Origin of the sequence: Leclercia tamurae, from assembly GCF_025566055.1 — a bacterium.
Taxonomy (GTDB): domain Bacteria; phylum Pseudomonadota; class Gammaproteobacteria; order Enterobacterales; family Enterobacteriaceae; genus Enterobacter; species Enterobacter tamurae.
Genome location: NZ_JAMHKS010000071.1, coordinates 30,522 through 46,337 on the forward strand (window position 1 = coordinate 30,522; position 15,816 = coordinate 46,337).

The following is a 15,816-nucleotide window of genomic DNA, read 5'->3' on the forward strand; positions in this document are numbered from 1 at the left end:
CCGATTTATCCCTCGCCCCTTTGGGGAGAGGTCCGGGTTGAGGGGATAACATAATCCCCCGCCCAAAGGCAGTCTCTAAAAATATAACCCCACTCTCTACAAGGCTCGGGGCGCCCAAAAAGGGCACATACAGGTCAGCGACAACGCAGGCGAAAGCCTCTATTCGGAATCTAAAACTATGTGTGGAATTGTTGGCGCAGTCGCGCAGCGTGATATTGCTGAAATCCTTCTCGAAGGGTTACGTCGTCTGGAATACCGTGGTTATGACTCTGCCGGTCTGGCAGTGGTCGATGCAGAAGGGCACATGACCCGCCTGCGTCGCCTCGGTAAAGTAAACATGCTGTCGCAGGCCGCGGAAGAAACCCCGTTGCACGGCGGCACAGGCATTGCCCATACCCGTTGGGCGACCCACGGTGAACCTTCTGAAGGCAACGCGCACCCGCATGTCTCTGAACACATTGTGGTGGTGCATAACGGCATCATCGAAAACCACGAGCCGCTGCGCGAAGCGCTGACTGAACGCGGGTATACCTTCGTGTCAGAAACCGACACCGAAGTGATCGCTCACCTGGTTCACTGGGAGCTGGAGCAGGGCGGTTCGCTGCGTGAAGCCGTACTGCGTGCCATCCCACAGCTGCGCGGTGCCTACGGCACGGTGATCATGGACAGCCGCGATCCATCCACCCTGCTGGCAGCCCGTTCGGGCAGCCCGATGGTGATTGGTCTGGGAATGGGCGAGAACTTTATCGCTTCCGATCAGCTGGCGCTGCTGCCGGTGACCCGTCGCTTTATCTTCATGGAAGAGGGCGATATTGCCGAAGTGACCCGCCGCGACGTGAAACTGTTTGATAAATCTGGTGCGCCGGTGAAGCGTCAGGATATCGAATCCAGCCTGCAGTACGACGCGGGTGACAAAGGTGCTTACCGTCACTACATGCAGAAAGAGATCTACGAGCAGCCAAACGCCATCAAAAACACCCTGACCGGGCGCATCAGCCACGGCGAGGTGGATCTGAGCGAGCTGGGGGCTAACGCCAACGAGATGCTGGCTAACGTCGAGCATATTCAGATCGTGGCCTGCGGCACCTCCTACAACTCCGGTATGGTCTCCCGCTACTGGTTTGAAGCCCTGGCCGGTGTGCCATGCGACGTCGAAATCGCCTCTGAATTCCGCTATCGCAAATCGGCCGTGCGCCGTAACAGCCTGATGATCACCCTGTCGCAGTCCGGTGAAACCGCCGACACCCTGGCGGCGCTGCGTCTGTCCAAAGAGCTGGGTTACCTCGGTTCGCTGGCGATCTGTAACGTGCCGGGCTCCTCGCTGGTGCGTGAATCCGATCTGGCGCTGATGACCAACGCCGGCACCGAAATCGGCGTGGCCTCAACCAAAGCGTTCACCACTCAGCTGACGGTCCTGCTGATGCTGGTGGCGAAACTGGCCCGTCTGAAAGGGGCGGATGCTTCTGTTGAGCATGACATCGTGCACGGCCTGCAGGCGCTGCCGAGCCGCATTGAGCAGATGCTCTCTCAGGACAAACGCATTGAAGCCTTGGCGGAAGCCTTCTCTGACAAACATCACGCCCTGTTCCTTGGCCGTGGCGATCAGTACCCGATCGCGCTGGAAGGCGCGCTGAAGCTGAAAGAGATCTCCTACATCCATGCGGAAGCTTACGCTGCAGGCGAGCTGAAACACGGCCCGCTGGCGCTGATCGATGCGGATATGCCGGTGATCGTGGTGGCACCTAACAACGAACTGCTGGAAAAACTGAAATCCAACATCGAAGAAGTCCGCGCCCGTGGCGGTGTTCTGTTTGTCTTCGCTGATAAAGATGCCGGTTTCGTCAGCAGCGACAACATGCACATCATCGAGATGCCGCATGTGGAAGAGGTGATCGCGCCAATCTTCTATACCGTACCGCTGCAGCTGCTGGCGTATCACGTCGCGTTGATTAAAGGTACCGACGTTGACCAGCCGCGTAACCTGGCGAAGTCCGTTACCGTAGAATAACCCCTCCAGCTCCACCTTCGGGTGGAGCTTTTTTATCCGCGTTTTTAAATGACAAACTGTCATCTTCAGCTATTTTTTCAGTGTCACAGAAAGAAAATTTTTCTGAAATCATAGTGTCATAAAGCCTATCAAATCACTGATAATAAAGAGTTATTCTGATTTTCTTTAAGCGAAATTGTGGCTGTCATAAAACTGTCATAATTCGTACATTTCTCTGTCACCTGTTTGTCCTATTTTGCTCATCGTAGCCACTAAACAACGATTTACGAAAATCTTGCAGGAGACATTATGAAAGTTATGCGTACCACTGTCGCAACTGTTGTCGCCGCGACCTTATCGATGAGCGCGTTCTCTGTATTCGCAGAGGCAAGCCTGACTGGCGCTGGTGCAACCTTCCCTGCGCCGGTGTATGCCAAATGGGCTGATACCTACCAGAAAGAGACTGGTAACAAGGTGAACTACCAGGGTATCGGCTCCTCCGGTGGCGTTAAACAAATTACCGCAAATACCGTTGATTTCGGTGCATCTGATGCGCCGCTGTCGGATGAAAAACTGACGCAGGAAGGCCTGTTCCAGTTCCCGACCGTTATCGGTGGTGTTGTGCTGGCCGTGAATATCCCTGGCCTGAAGTCCGGCGAGCTGGTGCTGGATGGCAAAACCCTGGGTGATATCTACCTCGGCAAAATCAAAAAATGGGATGACGAAGCCATCACCAAACTGAACCCGGGCGTGAAACTGCCTTCGCAGAACATCGCTGTGGTTCGTCGTGCTGACGGCTCCGGTACCTCCTTCGTCTTCACCAGCTACCTGGCGAAAGTGAATGAAGAGTGGAAATCCAAAGTGGGTTCCGGCTCTACCGTGAACTGGCCGACCGGCCTGGGCGGTAAAGGTAACGACGGTATCGCGGCCTTCGTACAGCGTCTGCCTGGCTCAATCGGCTATGTAGAATACGCTTACGCCAAGCAGAACAACCTGGCGTACACCAAGCTGATTTCTGCTGATGGCAAACCGGTTAGCCCGACCGAAGAGAACTTTGCTAATGCTGCCAAAGGCGCTGACTGGAGCAAATCCTTCGCACAGGATCTGACCAACCAGAAAGGTGATGAAGCCTGGCCAATTACCTCTACCACCTTCATCCTGGTCCACAAAGATCAGAAGAAGCCAGAGCAGGGCGCTGAAGTGCTGAAGTTCTTCGACTGGGCATACAAAAATGGCGGCAAACAGGCTAATGACCTGGATTACGCCAGCCTGCCGGACAGCGTGGTTGAGCAGATTCGTGCTGCATGGAAAACCAACGTGAAAGACAGCAGCGGTAAAGCGCTGTACTAACAGGATATTTTTGACGAAGATGGCGGGTGGCGTGAGCTTACCCGCTAACTTTCGTGAAACGTCTCAAACAGAAGAGTAATTTATGGCTGCAACCAAGCCTGCATTTAACCCTCCGGGTAAAAAAGGTGACATGATTTTCAGCGCGCTGGTAAGACTGGCTGCGCTGATTGTGCTATTGCTGCTGGGCGGCATTATCGTGTCTCTGATTTTCTCCTCGTGGCCGAGCATCCAGAAATTTGGTTTCTCCTTCCTGTGGACCAAAGAGTGGGATGCCCCGAACGATATCTACGGTGCGCTGGTGCCGATTTACGGCACGCTGGTGACCTCCTTTATCGCCCTGCTGATTGCCGTGCCGGTGAGCTTCGGTATCGCCCTGTTCCTGACGGAGCTGGCACCGAACTGGCTGAAGCGTCCGCTGGGTATTGCCATTGAGCTACTGGCGGCAATCCCGAGTATCGTTTACGGCATGTGGGGCCTGTTTATTTTTGCCCCGCTGTTCGCGACATACTTTCAGGAGCCGGTGGGCAACGTCCTGTCGAATATTCCCTTTGTCGGCGCGCTCTTCTCCGGTCCGGCGTTCGGTATCGGGATCCTGGCCGCAGGCGTCATCCTCGCCATCATGATTATTCCGTACATCGCGGCGGTAATGCGCGATGTCTTCGAACAGACCCCGGTGATGATGAAAGAGTCGGCCTACGGCATCGGCTGCACCACCTGGGAAGTGATCTGGCGCATCGTCCTGCCATTTACCAAAAATGGGGTGATTGGCGGTGTAATGCTGGGTCTGGGTCGTGCGCTGGGTGAAACCATGGCCGTGACCTTTATCATCGGTAACACCTACCAGCTCGATAGCGCCTCGCTCTACATGCCGGGCAACAGCATCACCTCGGCGCTGGCTAACGAATTCGCTGAAGCGGAATCGGGCCTGCACGTTGCCGCGTTGATGGAACTGGGCTTAATCCTGTTTGTTATTACCTTCATCGTTCTGGCGATCTCCAAAGTGATGATCATGCGCCTGGCGAAAAATGAGGGGGCACGCTAATGGCAACGCTCGAAATGCAAAACACCGTGGAGCTGGCGGAATCACGCCGCAAAATGCAGGCGAAGCGCCGCATGAAGAACCGCCTCGCGTTGACGCTCTCGATGGCAACGATGGCCTTTGGTCTGTTCTGGCTGATCTGGATCCTGTTCTCCACGGTAACGCGCGGTATCGACGGCATGTCGCTGGCGTTGTTCACCGAGATGACCCCGCCGCCAAATACGGCGGGCGGTGGTCTGGCGAACGCCCTGGCGGGCAGCGGCCTGCTGATCCTGTGGGCGACCGTGTTCGGTACCCCTCTCGGCATCATGGCGGGGATCTACCTGGCGGAGTACGGCCGTAAATCCTGGATTTCGGAAGTGATCCGCTTCATCAACGACATTCTGCTCTCTGCCCCGTCGATTGTGGTCGGTCTGTTTGTCTACACCATCGTGGTGGCGCAGATGGAGCACTTCTCCGGCTGGGCTGGGGTGATTGCGCTGGCGCTGCTGCAGGTGCCGATCGTCATCCGTACCACCGAGAACATGCTGAAACTGGTGCCGGACAGCCTGCGTGAAGCGGCCTACGCGCTGGGCACGCCGAAGTGGAAGATGATTTCTGCCATCACCCTGAAGGCCTCCATCTCCGGGATCCTGACCGGCGTCCTGCTGGCCGTGGCCCGTATTGCCGGTGAAACCGCACCGCTGCTCTTTACCGCCCTCTCCAACCAGTTCTGGAGCACGGACATGATGCAGCCGATCGCCAACCTGCCGGTCACCATCTTTAAATTTGCGATGAGCCCGTTTGCCGAATGGCAGTCACTGGCCTGGGCCGGGGTACTGATTATTACCCTGTGCGTACTGTTACTGAACATTCTGGCGCGCGTTATTTTCGCGAAGAAGAAACACGGTTAATTATTGACGGCGTGGCACGCTGCGGCGCCGGATGAGGAAATGAGTCAATGAGTATGGTCGATACTGCCCCGGGGATCCTTTCGGTTCGTGATCTGAACTTCTACTACGGCAAGTTCCATGCCCTGAAAAACATCAACCTGGATATTGCTAAAAACCAGGTCACGGCATTTATCGGTCCGTCGGGCTGTGGAAAATCCACGCTGCTGCGTACCTTTAACAAAATGTATTCACTCTATCCGGAGCAGCGCGCCGAAGGCGAAATCCTGCTCGATGGCGATAACATCCTGACCAATACCCAGGATATCGCCCTGCTGCGTGCCAAAGTGGGCATGGTGTTCCAGAAACCGACGCCGTTCCCGATGTCCATTTATGACAATATCGCCTTTGGCGTGCGCCTGTTTGAGAAGCTCTCCCGTGCCGATATGGACGAGCGCGTGCAGTGGGCCTTGACCAAGGCCGCATTATGGAACGAAACCAAAGATAAACTTCACCAGAGCGGATACTCTCTCTCCGGTGGTCAGCAGCAGCGTCTGTGCATTGCGCGTGGTATCGCCATTCGCCCGGAAGTGTTATTGCTGGATGAACCGTGCTCAGCGCTGGATCCGATCTCTACTGGCCGTATCGAAGAGCTGATCACTGAGTTAAAACAGGATTACACCGTAGTGATCGTCACCCACAACATGCAGCAGGCCGCGCGTTGTTCAGACCACACGGCGTTTATGTACCTGGGCGAGTTGATTGAGTTCAGCAACACGGACGATCTGTTCACCAAGCCCGCGAAGAAACAAACAGAAGACTACATCACCGGACGCTACGGCTGATTCAGGAGGGCGCAATGGATAATCTCAATCTTAATAAACACATTTCTGGCCAGTTCAACGCAGAGCTGGAAAGCATCCGCACCCAGGTGATGACCATGGGCGGAATGGTCGAGCAGCAGCTTTCTGACGCGATCACCGCAATGCATAACCAGGACAGCGAGCTGGCGAAGCGCGTGGTGGAAGGCGACAAACACGTCAATATGATGGAAGTGGCGATCGACGAAGCCTGCGTGCGCATCATCGCCAAGCGTCAGCCAACGGCGAGCGACCTGCGTCTGGTGATGGCGATCATCAAAACCATCGCCGAGCTGGAACGTATTGGCGACGTGGCGGACAAGATCTGCCGCACCGCGCTGGAGAAGTTCTCCCATCAGCACCAGCCGCTGCTGGTGAGCCTGGAGTCGCTGGGGCGCCACACCGTGCAGATGCTGCACGACGTGCTGGATGCCTTTGCGCGTATGGATCTGGATGAGGCTGTGCGTATCTACCGTGAAGACAAGAAGGTCGACCAGGAGTACGAAGGCATTGTACGTCAGCTGATGACCTACATGATGGAAGATACGCGCACCATCCCAAGCGTTCTGACCGCCCTGTTCTGCGCCCGCTCTATCGAACGCATCGGTGACCGTTGCCAGAACATCTGCGAATACATCTTCTACTTCGTGAAGGGCCAGGATTTCCGTCACGTTGGCGGGGATGAGCTGGACAAAATGCTCGCGGGTAGCGATCCAAAAGAGTAATTTTTCTCTGACGCCAGCTTTGCTGGCGTTATATTTAAATATCAAACTATTTTCTCTGCGAATAACTCACCGTATCGCTGCGTAATAATATTGCCGTCAGTCACACTTCACTCTTTTCCCGGTTGTTTTCTTTTCTCTTCTACCCTAAAACATCCCGTTATTAACGTGAGCAACTGAAACACCTTAATACGCTAATAACGTTATTAAGCAAAACTGGATTGTTACCGCTATTACGCGGGCAAAACCTGAAAGTGATTATCTCCTTACGGAGGTTAATCGCTTTCAGGTTTTTTTATTTTAAAAGATAAATTAACAGGGACTAATATTATGTTCAGGAGAACCCTTATTACCTCGGCTATTTTAATGATGGCACCTCTCGGTCATGCCGGGTCTGCGTCATTAACGGTAGAGCAGCGCCTCGAATTGCTGGAAAAGGCGTTAAAAGAGACCCAGGCAGAGCTCCAGCAGTATAAGGATAAGGAGATCGTCAAAACCCAGGCCGCCACCCCGGCGAAAAAACCAGCTGCCGTGCTGGTCAAAACGGGGGAGGCCACTACCGGGGAGGTTTATTCCTCCGTCACCATGAAAGACTTTAGTAAATTCGTGAAGGATGAAATTGGCTTTAGCTATAACGGCTATTTCCGCTCCGGCTGGGGCACGGCATCCCATGGTGCGCCGAAATCCTGGGCAATTGGATCCCTCGGACGATTCGGCAACGAATATTCTGGCTGGTTCGATTTGCAGCTTAAGCAGCGGGTCTACAACGAAGGCAATAAACGCGTCGATGCCATTGTGATGCTGGATGGCAACGTGGGCCAGCAGTACTCCACCGGCTGGTTTGGCGATAACGCGGGCGGGGAGAACTATCTGCAGTTCTCCGATATGTACGTCACCACCCAGGGCTTCCTGCCGTTTGCCCCGGAGGCGGATTTCTGGGTCGGGAAGCACGGCGCGCCAAAAATCGAAATCCAGATGCTGGACTGGAAAACCCAACGCACGGATGCCGCTGCGGGCGTCGGGCTGGAAAACTGGAAAGTGGGGCCCGGCAAGGTGGATATTGCGCTGGTGCGTGAAGATGTGGACGACTATGACCGTCAGCTCAAAAACAAGCAGCAGCTGAATACCAACACCATCGACCTGCGTTATAAAGCGCTGCCGGTGTGGGATAAGGCCTCGCTGATGCTCAGCGGGCGCTATGTCGCGGCCAACCAAAGCTCAAGCGAAAAGTATAACCAGGACTACAACGGCTATTATCCGTGGAAAGATACCTGGATGGTGGGCACCACCTTAACGCAAAAACTGGATGGCGGTGGATTCAACGAGTTTTCCGTCCTGCTGGCAAATAACTCTATTGCCAGCAGCTTCTCGCGCTATGCCGGCTCCAGCCCGTTTACCACCTCCAACGGCCGCTATTATGGCGATCATACCAACGGGACGGCGGTGCGCGTGACCTCGCAGGGAGAGATGTATCTGCGGGATGACGTGATCATGGCCAGTGCGCTGGTCTACTCTTTCGGGAATGACGTTTACAGCTATGAAACCGGGGCCCATTCCGATTTCGAATCCATTCGTACCGTAGTGCGCCCGGCGTATATCTGGGATCAATATAATCAGACGGGTGTGGAGTTGGGTTATTTCAAACAGCAGAACACCGACCCGATCGGCAAGAAATATTATGAGTCAGGTTATAAAACCACGCTGTTCCATACCTTCAAAGTGAATACCAGTATGTTGACCTCGCGCCCGGAACTGCGTTTTTATGGAACCTATATTAAAGCCGAAGAGACGGAATTAGATAATTTCACCTTCGAAGACCAAAAAAAGGATCAGTTTGCCATTGGCGCGCAGGCTGAAATCTGGTGGTAACCGGATCGCATATAAGGACACTATTAATGAAACGAATGAATACCGCGTTATCCGTTATTACACTCTGTTTATCTCTCGGACATCCGGCGTTCGCGGCAGATCTCCCCGCCGCCCCGGATCCCGCTCACCCGCTGAGCCAGTATGTCACGCAGGTGAATGCCGACAATACGGTGACGTACCGCTACTTCGCCCCGGCGGCGAAAAGCGTCTCGGTGGTGGTGGGGGTCCCGACCCCGGAAAATATCCATCCAATGACCAAAGACGCCTCAGGTCTCTGGAGCTGGCGAGGTCCGGTGATGCAGCCCAATCTGTATGAATATTTCTTCAACGTCGACGGTGTGCGCAGCATTGATACCGGCACGGCGATGACCAAGCCGCAGCGGCAGGTGAACACCAGCATGGTGCTGGTGCCGGGCAGTCTTCTGGATATTAATCCGGTCCCGCACGGGGATCTGATTACCCTGACCTATCATTCGGCTGCGCTGAAATCGGAGCGTCAGCTATTCGTCTGGACGCCGCCGGGCTACAACGGACAGGGAAAACCGCTGCCGGTGCTCTATTTCTATCATGGCTTTGGTGATACCGGGCGTTCGGCTATCGATCAGGGGCGTATCGCGCAGATCATGGATAACCTGCTCGCGGCCGGAAAAATTGCGCCGATGCTGGTGGTGGTGCCGGATACGGAAACCGATGCCGCGGGCATTGTTCCTGAAACCTTCGTGCCTAACGAGCGACGTAAGGCCTTCTATCCGTTGAATGCCCAGGCTGCCGACCGGGAGCTAATGAACGACATCATTCCGCTGGTAAGCCAGCGGTTTAACGTGCGTGACGATGCCGAAGGACGGGCGCTGGCGGGGCTGTCCCAGGGCGGCTATCAGGCGCTGGTCTCCGGGATGAACCATCTTGAACGCTTTGGCTGGCTGGCTACCTTTAGCGGCGTTACCACTACTACGGTGCCGGATGCGGGCGTCAGCGCGCGGCTCAACGATCCGCAGGCCATCAATAAACAGCTACGCAATTTCACCGTCGTGGTGGGCGAGAAAGATGCAGTGACAGGCAAGGATATCGCCGGGTTGAAGCAGGAGCTTGAGCAACGCCAGATCAAATTCGATTATCACGAATATCCGGGCCTGAACCATGAGATGGATGTCTGGCGACCGGCCTATGCGGAATTCGTCCAGAAGCTGTTTAAATAGCAAAAAGCCGTAAAGCGAGTCGCTTTACGGCTTATCCGTTTTAGCGGGTAAGGTGCCAGCCGCGCGCTTTCCACATTTCCGGCAACTGGGCCAGATCGGTAAAGGTGGTCACCTTCGGATGGTCGAGCGGCGGGTTGTGCGGATCGGCGCAGAAGTAAAACACCTCCATGCCTGCGGCGATCCCCGCCTGCGCGCCTGCGCTGGAGTCATCCACCAGCACGCAGTTCTCCACGTTGACGTTCATCGCTTTCGCGGCATGGAACATCATGGCCGGATCGGGTTTCCAGCGCTGAATATCGTAGCCGCTAAACAGTTTTTCCGGGAAATGGTGCAGCATCTGCAGCTTGCCAAGGGAGTGCTGCATTTTGCTTACCGGACCGTTAGAGACCACGCACATCGGCACCGCCATTGAATCCAGCAAGGCGCTGGCCCCGGCGATCGTCTCCAGTTCGGAGTCGAAGAGGCGTGCGACCTCGGCGCGGTAAACAGGCTCCAGATCCGCTTTCGCGAGGCTGACGCCGTGTTCGGCGTTAATAATGTCGATGATTTCGTAGAGCTTCACGCCCTTAAAGCGTTTGAACGTCTCTTCGAGATCGAGCGTGATACCAAATTCCTGGAACATGGTGACATACGCCCGGGAACAGATGACCTCACTGTCGACCAGCGTACCGTCGCAGTCGAAAAATACCGCTTCAATCTGAGACATGCATTTCCCTTTCTTAACAAGTTTAACGTTTACGTACTGCATTACGTTGAGACGCAATCGTTGCCGTATAAGCAAATTCAATGAAAAAAAGTACCTCTCAACCGCGCCTATTGTCGCATTTTGGTATAGGATAGCGACGAATTTTCCCTCCTTGTTCGGAAATAGATGATGAGTCAACAACACACTACCCAGTCTTCTGGCGCGGGTTTGCTTGAGCGCGTGTTTAAACTGCGCGAACACGGCACGACGGCACGCACCGAAGTGATCGCCGGTTTCACCACCTTCCTGACGATGGTCTATATCGTTTTCGTGAACCCGCAAATTCTGGGCGTTGCTGGCATGGATACCAGCGCCGTCTTCGTTACGACCTGTCTGATCGCCGCCTTCGGCAGCATCCTGATGGGACTGTTCGCTAACCTGCCGGTTGCTCTGGCACCGGCGATGGGTCTCAACGCCTTCTTCGCCTTTGTGGTGGTTCAGGCGATGGGCCTGCCGTGGCAGGTGGGGATGGGCGCTATCTTCTGGGGCGCCGTCGGTCTGCTGATCCTGACCATTTTCCGCGTGCGTTACTGGATGATTGCTAATATTCCCGTCAGCCTGCGCGTGGGCATTACCAGCGGTATCGGCCTGTTCATCGGCATGATGGGGCTGAAAAACGCCGGTGTGATCGTGGCGAACCCGGAAACCTTGGTCAGCATCGGTAAACTAACTTCCCACAGCGTGCTGCTGGGCGTGCTGGGCTTCTTCATCATCGCGATTCTGGCCTCACGTAACATTCACGCGGCGGTGCTGGTCTCCATTATTGTGACCACCCTGCTGGGCTGGATGCTGGGCGATGTGCAGTACAGCGGCATCGTCTCCGCGCCGCCGAGCGTCACAACCGTGATCGGCCATGTCGATCTGGCGGGCTCGCTGAACCTGGGTCTGGCCGGGGTGATCTTCTCCTTCATGCTGGTGAACCTGTTTGACTCCTCCGGGACGCTGATCGGTGTGACCGACAAAGCCGGTCTGGCGGACGAGAAGGGCAAATTCCCACGCATGAAGCAGGCGCTGTATGTGGACAGCATCTCTTCCGTAGCTGGCTCCTTTATCGGGACCTCGTCCGTAACGGCCTACATCGAATCCTCTTCCGGGGTCTCTGTGGGTGGCCGTACCGGTCTGACCGCTGTGGTGGTTGGCCTGCTGTTCCTGCTGGTGATCTTCCTGTCACCGCTGGCGGGCATGGTGCCACCGTATGCCGCCGCGGGCGCGCTGATCTACGTGGGCGTGCTGATGACCTCCAGCCTGTCGCGCGTGAAGTGGGACGATCTGACCGAAGCGGTTCCGGCATTTATTACCGCGGTGATGATGCCGTTCAGCTTCTCCATCACCGAAGGGATTGCGCTGGGCTTTATCTCTTACTGCGTGATGAAGGCGGGCACCGGACGCTGGCGTGAAATAAGCCCGTGCGTGATGGTCGTTGCGCTGCTGTTCGTGCTGAAGATTGCGTTTATTGATGCGTAACAAACAGCAAGCCCTTTTCTAAGAAAAGGGCTTTAGTGTTTGCACCCTCTCCCCGTGGGAGAGGGCCGGGGTGAGGGCACCAGCCCTCAACTCCCCCTACGCTTTAACCCGCTGAATATACTTCCCAAACGCACTCAATTGCCCGCTCAGATGGTCCAGCGTGCTCTGGTCAATCACTTCACCCGTCTGCGGGTCGACCTTGTTCTGAATCACGCCGCCCATAAACTCCGGCTTGTTCATCACCATCGCATCCAGGAACACCAGGATCTGGCGCAGATGATACTGACAGCGTGCGCCGCCAATCGCCCCCATGGAGCTGGTCTGGATCAGCACCGGTTTACCTGCCAGCGGCTGGTCCGGCAGGCGGGAGAGCCAGTCAATGGCGTTCTTCAGGCCACCCGGCACGGAGTAGTTATATTCCGGAGTGACAATCACCACGCCGTCCGCTTCGCGGATCTGCGCCGCCAGCGCTTCTACGGCAGCCGGGAACCCCTCTTCCTGCTGCACATCCGCGTCATACAGGGGAATATCGCCAATCGACGGCAGAGCGCTAATCTCCATGCCCTCGGGCGCCAGCTTCGGCAGCGTGCGGGCAACCATCCCGTTGAATGAACCCTTGCGCAGGCTTCCCAGTAACGTAACAACCTTTAACGTATCAGACATCACAACTCCTTCTTGAAAGGTCAGGTGAGGATAATCGCTTTTTCCGCCGGGAGACTGGTCAGACGCATCAGGCGTGCGGCCGGTTCGTTCGCGCGGGCGGGGACGTCCGGCAGACTGTGCCATCCGAGGCGGCTGTCGAACTCCCAGATTTTTAGCCGTTCAATGGCCGGGGTAACGGCAATAGACCAGATCAGGACATCTTCGGCGTCGCTTAAGGCTTCAACCTGGGCAGCTCTGGCGGCCCGCAGGCGACCGGAGCCCGGTAACAGTTGCAGCAGGCTGGCGCAATCACTGGCATTGCCTGAAAGCTTACGGATGCTCTGGCGCAGGGTAATCAGCTGCGCTCTGGCTTCGTGGGGATCGTTCTGGTTACGCACCCATAAGTTCTCATTGCTGGAGAGCGGGTAGATATCATGGGCGTGGGATCCATCCGGGCTGCGGAATGCCCGCTGCAGCTCCATATCCAGACCGCAATCGCCTTCAGTCGTCAGCGCCAGGCCCACGATATTGCCGGCGTAGGCAATGGAAAAACGGGGAAGCTCCGGATCGGCAAACACCGGGCGTCCCTCGGGCTCGGTGATCACGTCCGGCAGCTCGCTGGTGCCATAAAGCATAAACAATAGTTCAGCCAGCAGCATCCGGGAAGCCAAAAACCGTGTACGGCGATGTTCTGGAAGCTTCCGCGCGTCGTTATAACAGGATGAAGAGAGTCTGGTTGAAACCAGCCGCCCCTCGGTCAGCTTCCCTCTTGCAAAATGCGTAGCCATTTTTCGCTCCATGATAATGGTCAGTAGTCGGGTTAAACGGTTACATGATTATCGCTTAACTCGCTTACTGTTTTAATGGCTAAATGGAGGTAAGGGAAGTTTTGCGGCGGAACTTTACATTTTCTTAGACAAAATCAGGGGTCTTAGCGCAGCGGCGGGCCGTACAGCGCCTTGATTGTCTCTCTCAGCCAGAGGATTTTGGGATTGTGGCTGTTACGCTTATGCCAGATCAGGGTGAAGGGTACGGTGAGCTTCTGGGCCTGGGCTTCATCAATGGGGATCGGCAGGGCGATCAGCTTTCGCTGGTGGAGTTGATTGTAGTGTTGGCAGTAATGCGGGGCGGTGGCAATGTAGTTATGACCCGGCTGCGCCGCCATAAACATCGACTGCTCGAACCCCGGCAGGCTCATGGCGATATTGCGCGGACGCCCCATCTCCCTCAGGACTTCATCCAGCGCCCAGGTATCGCTGCGCTCCCAGAAGATGCTGATATGCGGGTAGCGCAGGAAGGTCTCGAGGTTCCACTCCTCCTGCAGCGCAGGATGGTCTTCGCGCAGATAGACGCAGGGACGATCGCTGAACAAAATTTCGTAGTCGATAAACCACGGCATCAGCTTTAACAGCTCCCGGGAGCGGGGGTGCGTTTCGCGCCCGGTAAAACCGAGATCGACCTCTCCCCGGGTAATGGCGTCCAGCGAATCGTAATCCCAGTGGCGCATCTTCACCGTGGCCTGCGGGTAACGCTGGTTTACCTGCTCCAGCAGAGTGTTAAAGCGGATCAGCATCAGCGGCGTTTCCGCCGCCAGCTCAAACGTCAGGCCACCAGGGGAGTCATGGTGGAATTTATCGAGGATCTGGTTGCCAATCTGCATCCAGTCGGCCAGATCCTGCTCCAGACTCGTCGTCAGCGGCGTCGGCAGCAGCCCCAGCGGGGTCTTCACAAACAGCGGATCGTCAAACCAGTCGCGCAGCTTCGCCAGCGATTTACTTACCGCGGACGGGGTGACGTTCATCCGTTTCGCGGCTTTGGTGACGCTGCGTTCCTGCAGCAAAAGCTGCAGGCACAACAACAGGTTAAGATCGAGACTGCTGAGGGGCTTCTTCATAGTGCGCTGTGGGCCGGATAAGCAAAAGGAGGAGGATGCAAAGCATGCTACAGCCAATCAGCACCCCGATCAGCATATTGAGTGCATTCAACCCGATGATGGCCGCCAGCCAAATCCACAGCGACGAGCCGCAGACCTGAGCGATACCCAGCACCGAGCTTGCCACCCCGGCGCGCAGGGCAAACGGGCCCAGCGCCTGGCTCATCGCCACGCCAAAGCCCACTGAGAACCCGGCACAAATCAGGGTGATACCTGTCAGCATCAGGGCACTGGAACTGGCGGTCGCCAGCAGTACGCCTGCCGCCAGGAACAGCACCTGTGAGGTGAGCATCAAAGTGCGCTGTTTAAAGAGGTTCAGAGCGAACGGCGTTGAGAAGGAGACGGCCATACTGACCAGCGCGGTTAAGGCCATCACCATAGAATACTCCCCGCGGTCAAAGCCCATGGTCTCCATCAGCAGTACCGGGGAAACGTTTACATAGGTGAGGATCACCGCCACGCTCAGAGTAGTAATCAGCAGCCGACTGATAAAGAAGCGGTTGAGCAGCTTCTCGTCCGGCGGGAGCGACGCGCTATGCCCCCGGTTTTGCGCCCCGGGGTGAGTCTCTCTCAGGACCGCGATCGACAGGATAAAGACCAGCATCCCCATTCCTGCCATCGTCCAGAACAGGCTCTGCCACGGGAACTGCAGCATGATCAGGTAGCCCACCACCGGTGCCAGCACCGGAATAATGCAGGTGATGCCATTCATCATGGAGAGCACTTTGGCGCGGCGCTGGGCGCTTAAGGTATCGCGCAGGATCGCAAAGGCCACCACGTAGCACCCGCCTGCGCCGACGCCCTGGATAAAGCGTCCGGTCAGGAACAGCGAACTCTCTTCTGCGATTGAGCACAGCACGGAGGCCAGGGCAAAAATCACCGCCCCGGTAATGGCGACCGGCTGCCGCCCGGCTTTGTCAGCAATCTTCCCGGCAAACACCATTGACGATGCCATTCCCGCGAGATAGGCCGAAAACGCGATATGCAGCTGCGCCTCGCTGGCGCCGAGATCGCGGGCGATGTGCGGTAGCCCCACCAGATACATATCAATGCCCGATGGATAAAGTAGCACCAGCGCAAAACTACAAAACAGAAAACGAGCCATAACACCCCCATAAAGACAGGCATGAAGCATAGGGG

At 56.0% G+C, this 15,816-nt stretch carries 14 protein-coding genes; 9 read left to right on the plus strand and 5 right to left on the minus strand.

Annotated elements, in window-relative coordinates:
* Positions 1-178 precede the first annotated feature (178 nt).
* The 8 genes from glmS to M8318_RS09155 all read left to right on the plus strand — a co-directional run bounded on the left by glmS (position 179) and on the right by M8318_RS09155 (position 9,892).
* Positions 179-2,008, plus strand: a complete 1,830-nt coding sequence (glmS, locus tag M8318_RS09120) for a glutamine--fructose-6-phosphate transaminase (isomerizing) (protein WP_262662081.1) — start codon at positions 179-181, stop codon at positions 2,006-2,008.
* A 288-nt stretch (positions 2,009-2,296) separates the two neighbouring features.
* Positions 2,297-3,337, plus strand: coding sequence for a phosphate ABC transporter substrate-binding protein PstS (gene pstS, locus M8318_RS09125; RefSeq protein ID WP_225759919.1), 1,041 nt, complete (start codon positions 2,297-2,299; stop codon positions 3,335-3,337).
* 82 nt (positions 3,338-3,419) lie between these two features.
* Positions 3,420-4,379, plus strand: coding sequence for a phosphate ABC transporter permease PstC (gene pstC / locus M8318_RS09130; RefSeq protein WP_106995546.1), 960 nt, complete (start codon positions 3,420-3,422; stop codon positions 4,377-4,379).
* The gene (gene pstA / locus M8318_RS09135; RefSeq protein ID WP_262662082.1) at positions 4,379-5,269 is read left to right on the plus strand and encodes a phosphate ABC transporter permease PstA; all 891 of its coding nucleotides are present in this window, start codon (positions 4,379-4,381) and stop codon (positions 5,267-5,269) included. The genes pstC and pstA overlap by 1 nt, the downstream gene beginning before the upstream one ends.
* Positions 5,270-5,316: 47 nt before the next feature.
* Positions 5,317-6,090, plus strand: coding sequence for a phosphate ABC transporter ATP-binding protein PstB (gene pstB / locus M8318_RS09140; RefSeq protein ID WP_106995548.1), 774 nt, complete (start codon positions 5,317-5,319; stop codon positions 6,088-6,090).
* A 14-nt stretch (positions 6,091-6,104) separates the two neighbouring features.
* Complete coding sequence (gene phoU, locus M8318_RS09145) at positions 6,105-6,830, plus strand: phosphate signaling complex protein PhoU (RefSeq protein WP_106995549.1); 726 nt, start codon at positions 6,105-6,107, stop codon at positions 6,828-6,830.
* Positions 6,831-7,157: 327 nt separating this feature from the next.
* The gene (locus tag M8318_RS09150; RefSeq protein ID WP_262662083.1) at positions 7,158-8,696 is read left to right on the plus strand and encodes a carbohydrate porin; all 1,539 of its coding nucleotides are present in this window, start codon (positions 7,158-7,160) and stop codon (positions 8,694-8,696) included.
* 26 nt (positions 8,697-8,722) lie between these two features.
* Positions 8,723-9,892, plus strand: coding sequence for an alpha/beta hydrolase-fold protein (locus tag M8318_RS09155; protein WP_408612220.1), 1,170 nt, complete (start codon positions 8,723-8,725; stop codon positions 9,890-9,892).
* A gap of 40 nt (positions 9,893-9,932) precedes the next feature.
* Here the strand turns inward: M8318_RS09155 and yieH are convergent, their stop codons facing one another.
* A complete protein-coding gene (gene yieH, locus M8318_RS09160) occupies positions 9,933-10,598 on the minus strand; it encodes a 6-phosphogluconate phosphatase (RefSeq protein ID WP_262662084.1) in 666 nt (221 codons plus the stop codon).
* A gap of 168 nt (positions 10,599-10,766) precedes the next feature.
* On the opposite strand from yieH, the gene M8318_RS09165 reads away from it, so the two are divergent.
* Entirely contained in the window at positions 10,767-12,101 is a 1,335-nt protein-coding gene (locus M8318_RS09165) for an NCS2 family permease (RefSeq protein WP_146145543.1), read from the plus strand.
* 96 nt (positions 12,102-12,197) lie between these two features.
* Here the strand turns inward: M8318_RS09165 and M8318_RS09170 are convergent, their stop codons facing one another.
* The 4 genes from M8318_RS09170 to M8318_RS09185 all read right to left on the minus strand — a co-directional run bounded on the left by M8318_RS09170 (position 12,198) and on the right by M8318_RS09185 (position 15,781).
* Positions 12,198-12,764, minus strand: a complete 567-nt coding sequence (locus M8318_RS09170) for an NADPH-dependent FMN reductase (protein ID WP_106995553.1) — start codon at positions 12,762-12,764, stop codon at positions 12,198-12,200.
* Positions 12,765-12,784: 20 nt separating this feature from the next.
* Entirely contained in the window at positions 12,785-13,531 is a 747-nt protein-coding gene (locus M8318_RS09175) for a 4'-phosphopantetheinyl transferase family protein (RefSeq protein WP_262662085.1), read from the minus strand.
* A 143-nt stretch (positions 13,532-13,674) separates the two neighbouring features.
* Positions 13,675-14,637 (minus strand): HTH-type transcriptional regulator YidZ, encoded by a 963-nt coding sequence (gene yidZ / locus M8318_RS09180; RefSeq protein ID WP_106995555.1) that lies wholly within the window; start codon positions 14,635-14,637, stop codon positions 13,675-13,677.
* Complete coding sequence (locus M8318_RS09185; protein WP_262662086.1) at positions 14,606-15,781, minus strand: MFS transporter; 1,176 nt, start codon at positions 15,779-15,781, stop codon at positions 14,606-14,608. Before M8318_RS09185 ends, yidZ begins: the two co-directional genes overlap by 32 nt.
* Positions 15,782-15,816: the final 35 nt, after the last annotated feature.

Coding starts and splice junctions, on each gene's coding strand:
- glmS (WP_262662081.1), top strand. CDS start 179: ATGTGTGGAATTGTTGGCGCAGTCGCGCAGCGTGATATTGCTGAAATC.
- pstS (WP_225759919.1), top strand. CDS start 2,297: ATGAAAGTTATGCGTACCACTGTCGCAACTGTTGTCGCCGCGACCTTA.
- pstC (WP_106995546.1), top strand. CDS start 3,420: ATGGCTGCAACCAAGCCTGCATTTAACCCTCCGGGTAAAAAAGGTGAC.
- pstA (WP_262662082.1), top strand. CDS start 4,379: ATGGCAACGCTCGAAATGCAAAACACCGTGGAGCTGGCGGAATCACGC.
- pstB (WP_106995548.1), top strand. CDS start 5,317: ATGAGTATGGTCGATACTGCCCCGGGGATCCTTTCGGTTCGTGATCTG.
- phoU (WP_106995549.1), top strand. CDS start 6,105: ATGGATAATCTCAATCTTAATAAACACATTTCTGGCCAGTTCAACGCA.
- M8318_RS09150 (WP_262662083.1), top strand. CDS start 7,158: ATGTTCAGGAGAACCCTTATTACCTCGGCTATTTTAATGATGGCACCT.
- M8318_RS09155 (WP_408612220.1), top strand. CDS start 8,723: ATGAAACGAATGAATACCGCGTTATCCGTTATTACACTCTGTTTATCT.
- yieH (WP_262662084.1), bottom strand. CDS start 10,598: ATGTCTCAGATTGAAGCGGTATTTTTCGACTGCGACGGTACGCTGGTC.
- M8318_RS09165 (WP_146145543.1), top strand. CDS start 10,767: ATGAGTCAACAACACACTACCCAGTCTTCTGGCGCGGGTTTGCTTGAG.
- M8318_RS09170 (WP_106995553.1), bottom strand. CDS start 12,764: ATGTCTGATACGTTAAAGGTTGTTACGTTACTGGGAAGCCTGCGCAAG.
- M8318_RS09175 (WP_262662085.1), bottom strand. CDS start 13,531: ATGGCTACGCATTTTGCAAGAGGGAAGCTGACCGAGGGGCGGCTGGTT.
- yidZ (WP_106995555.1), bottom strand. CDS start 14,637: ATGAAGAAGCCCCTCAGCAGTCTCGATCTTAACCTGTTGTTGTGCCTG.
- M8318_RS09185 (WP_262662086.1), bottom strand. CDS start 15,781: ATGGCTCGTTTTCTGTTTTGTAGTTTTGCGCTGGTGCTACTTTATCCA.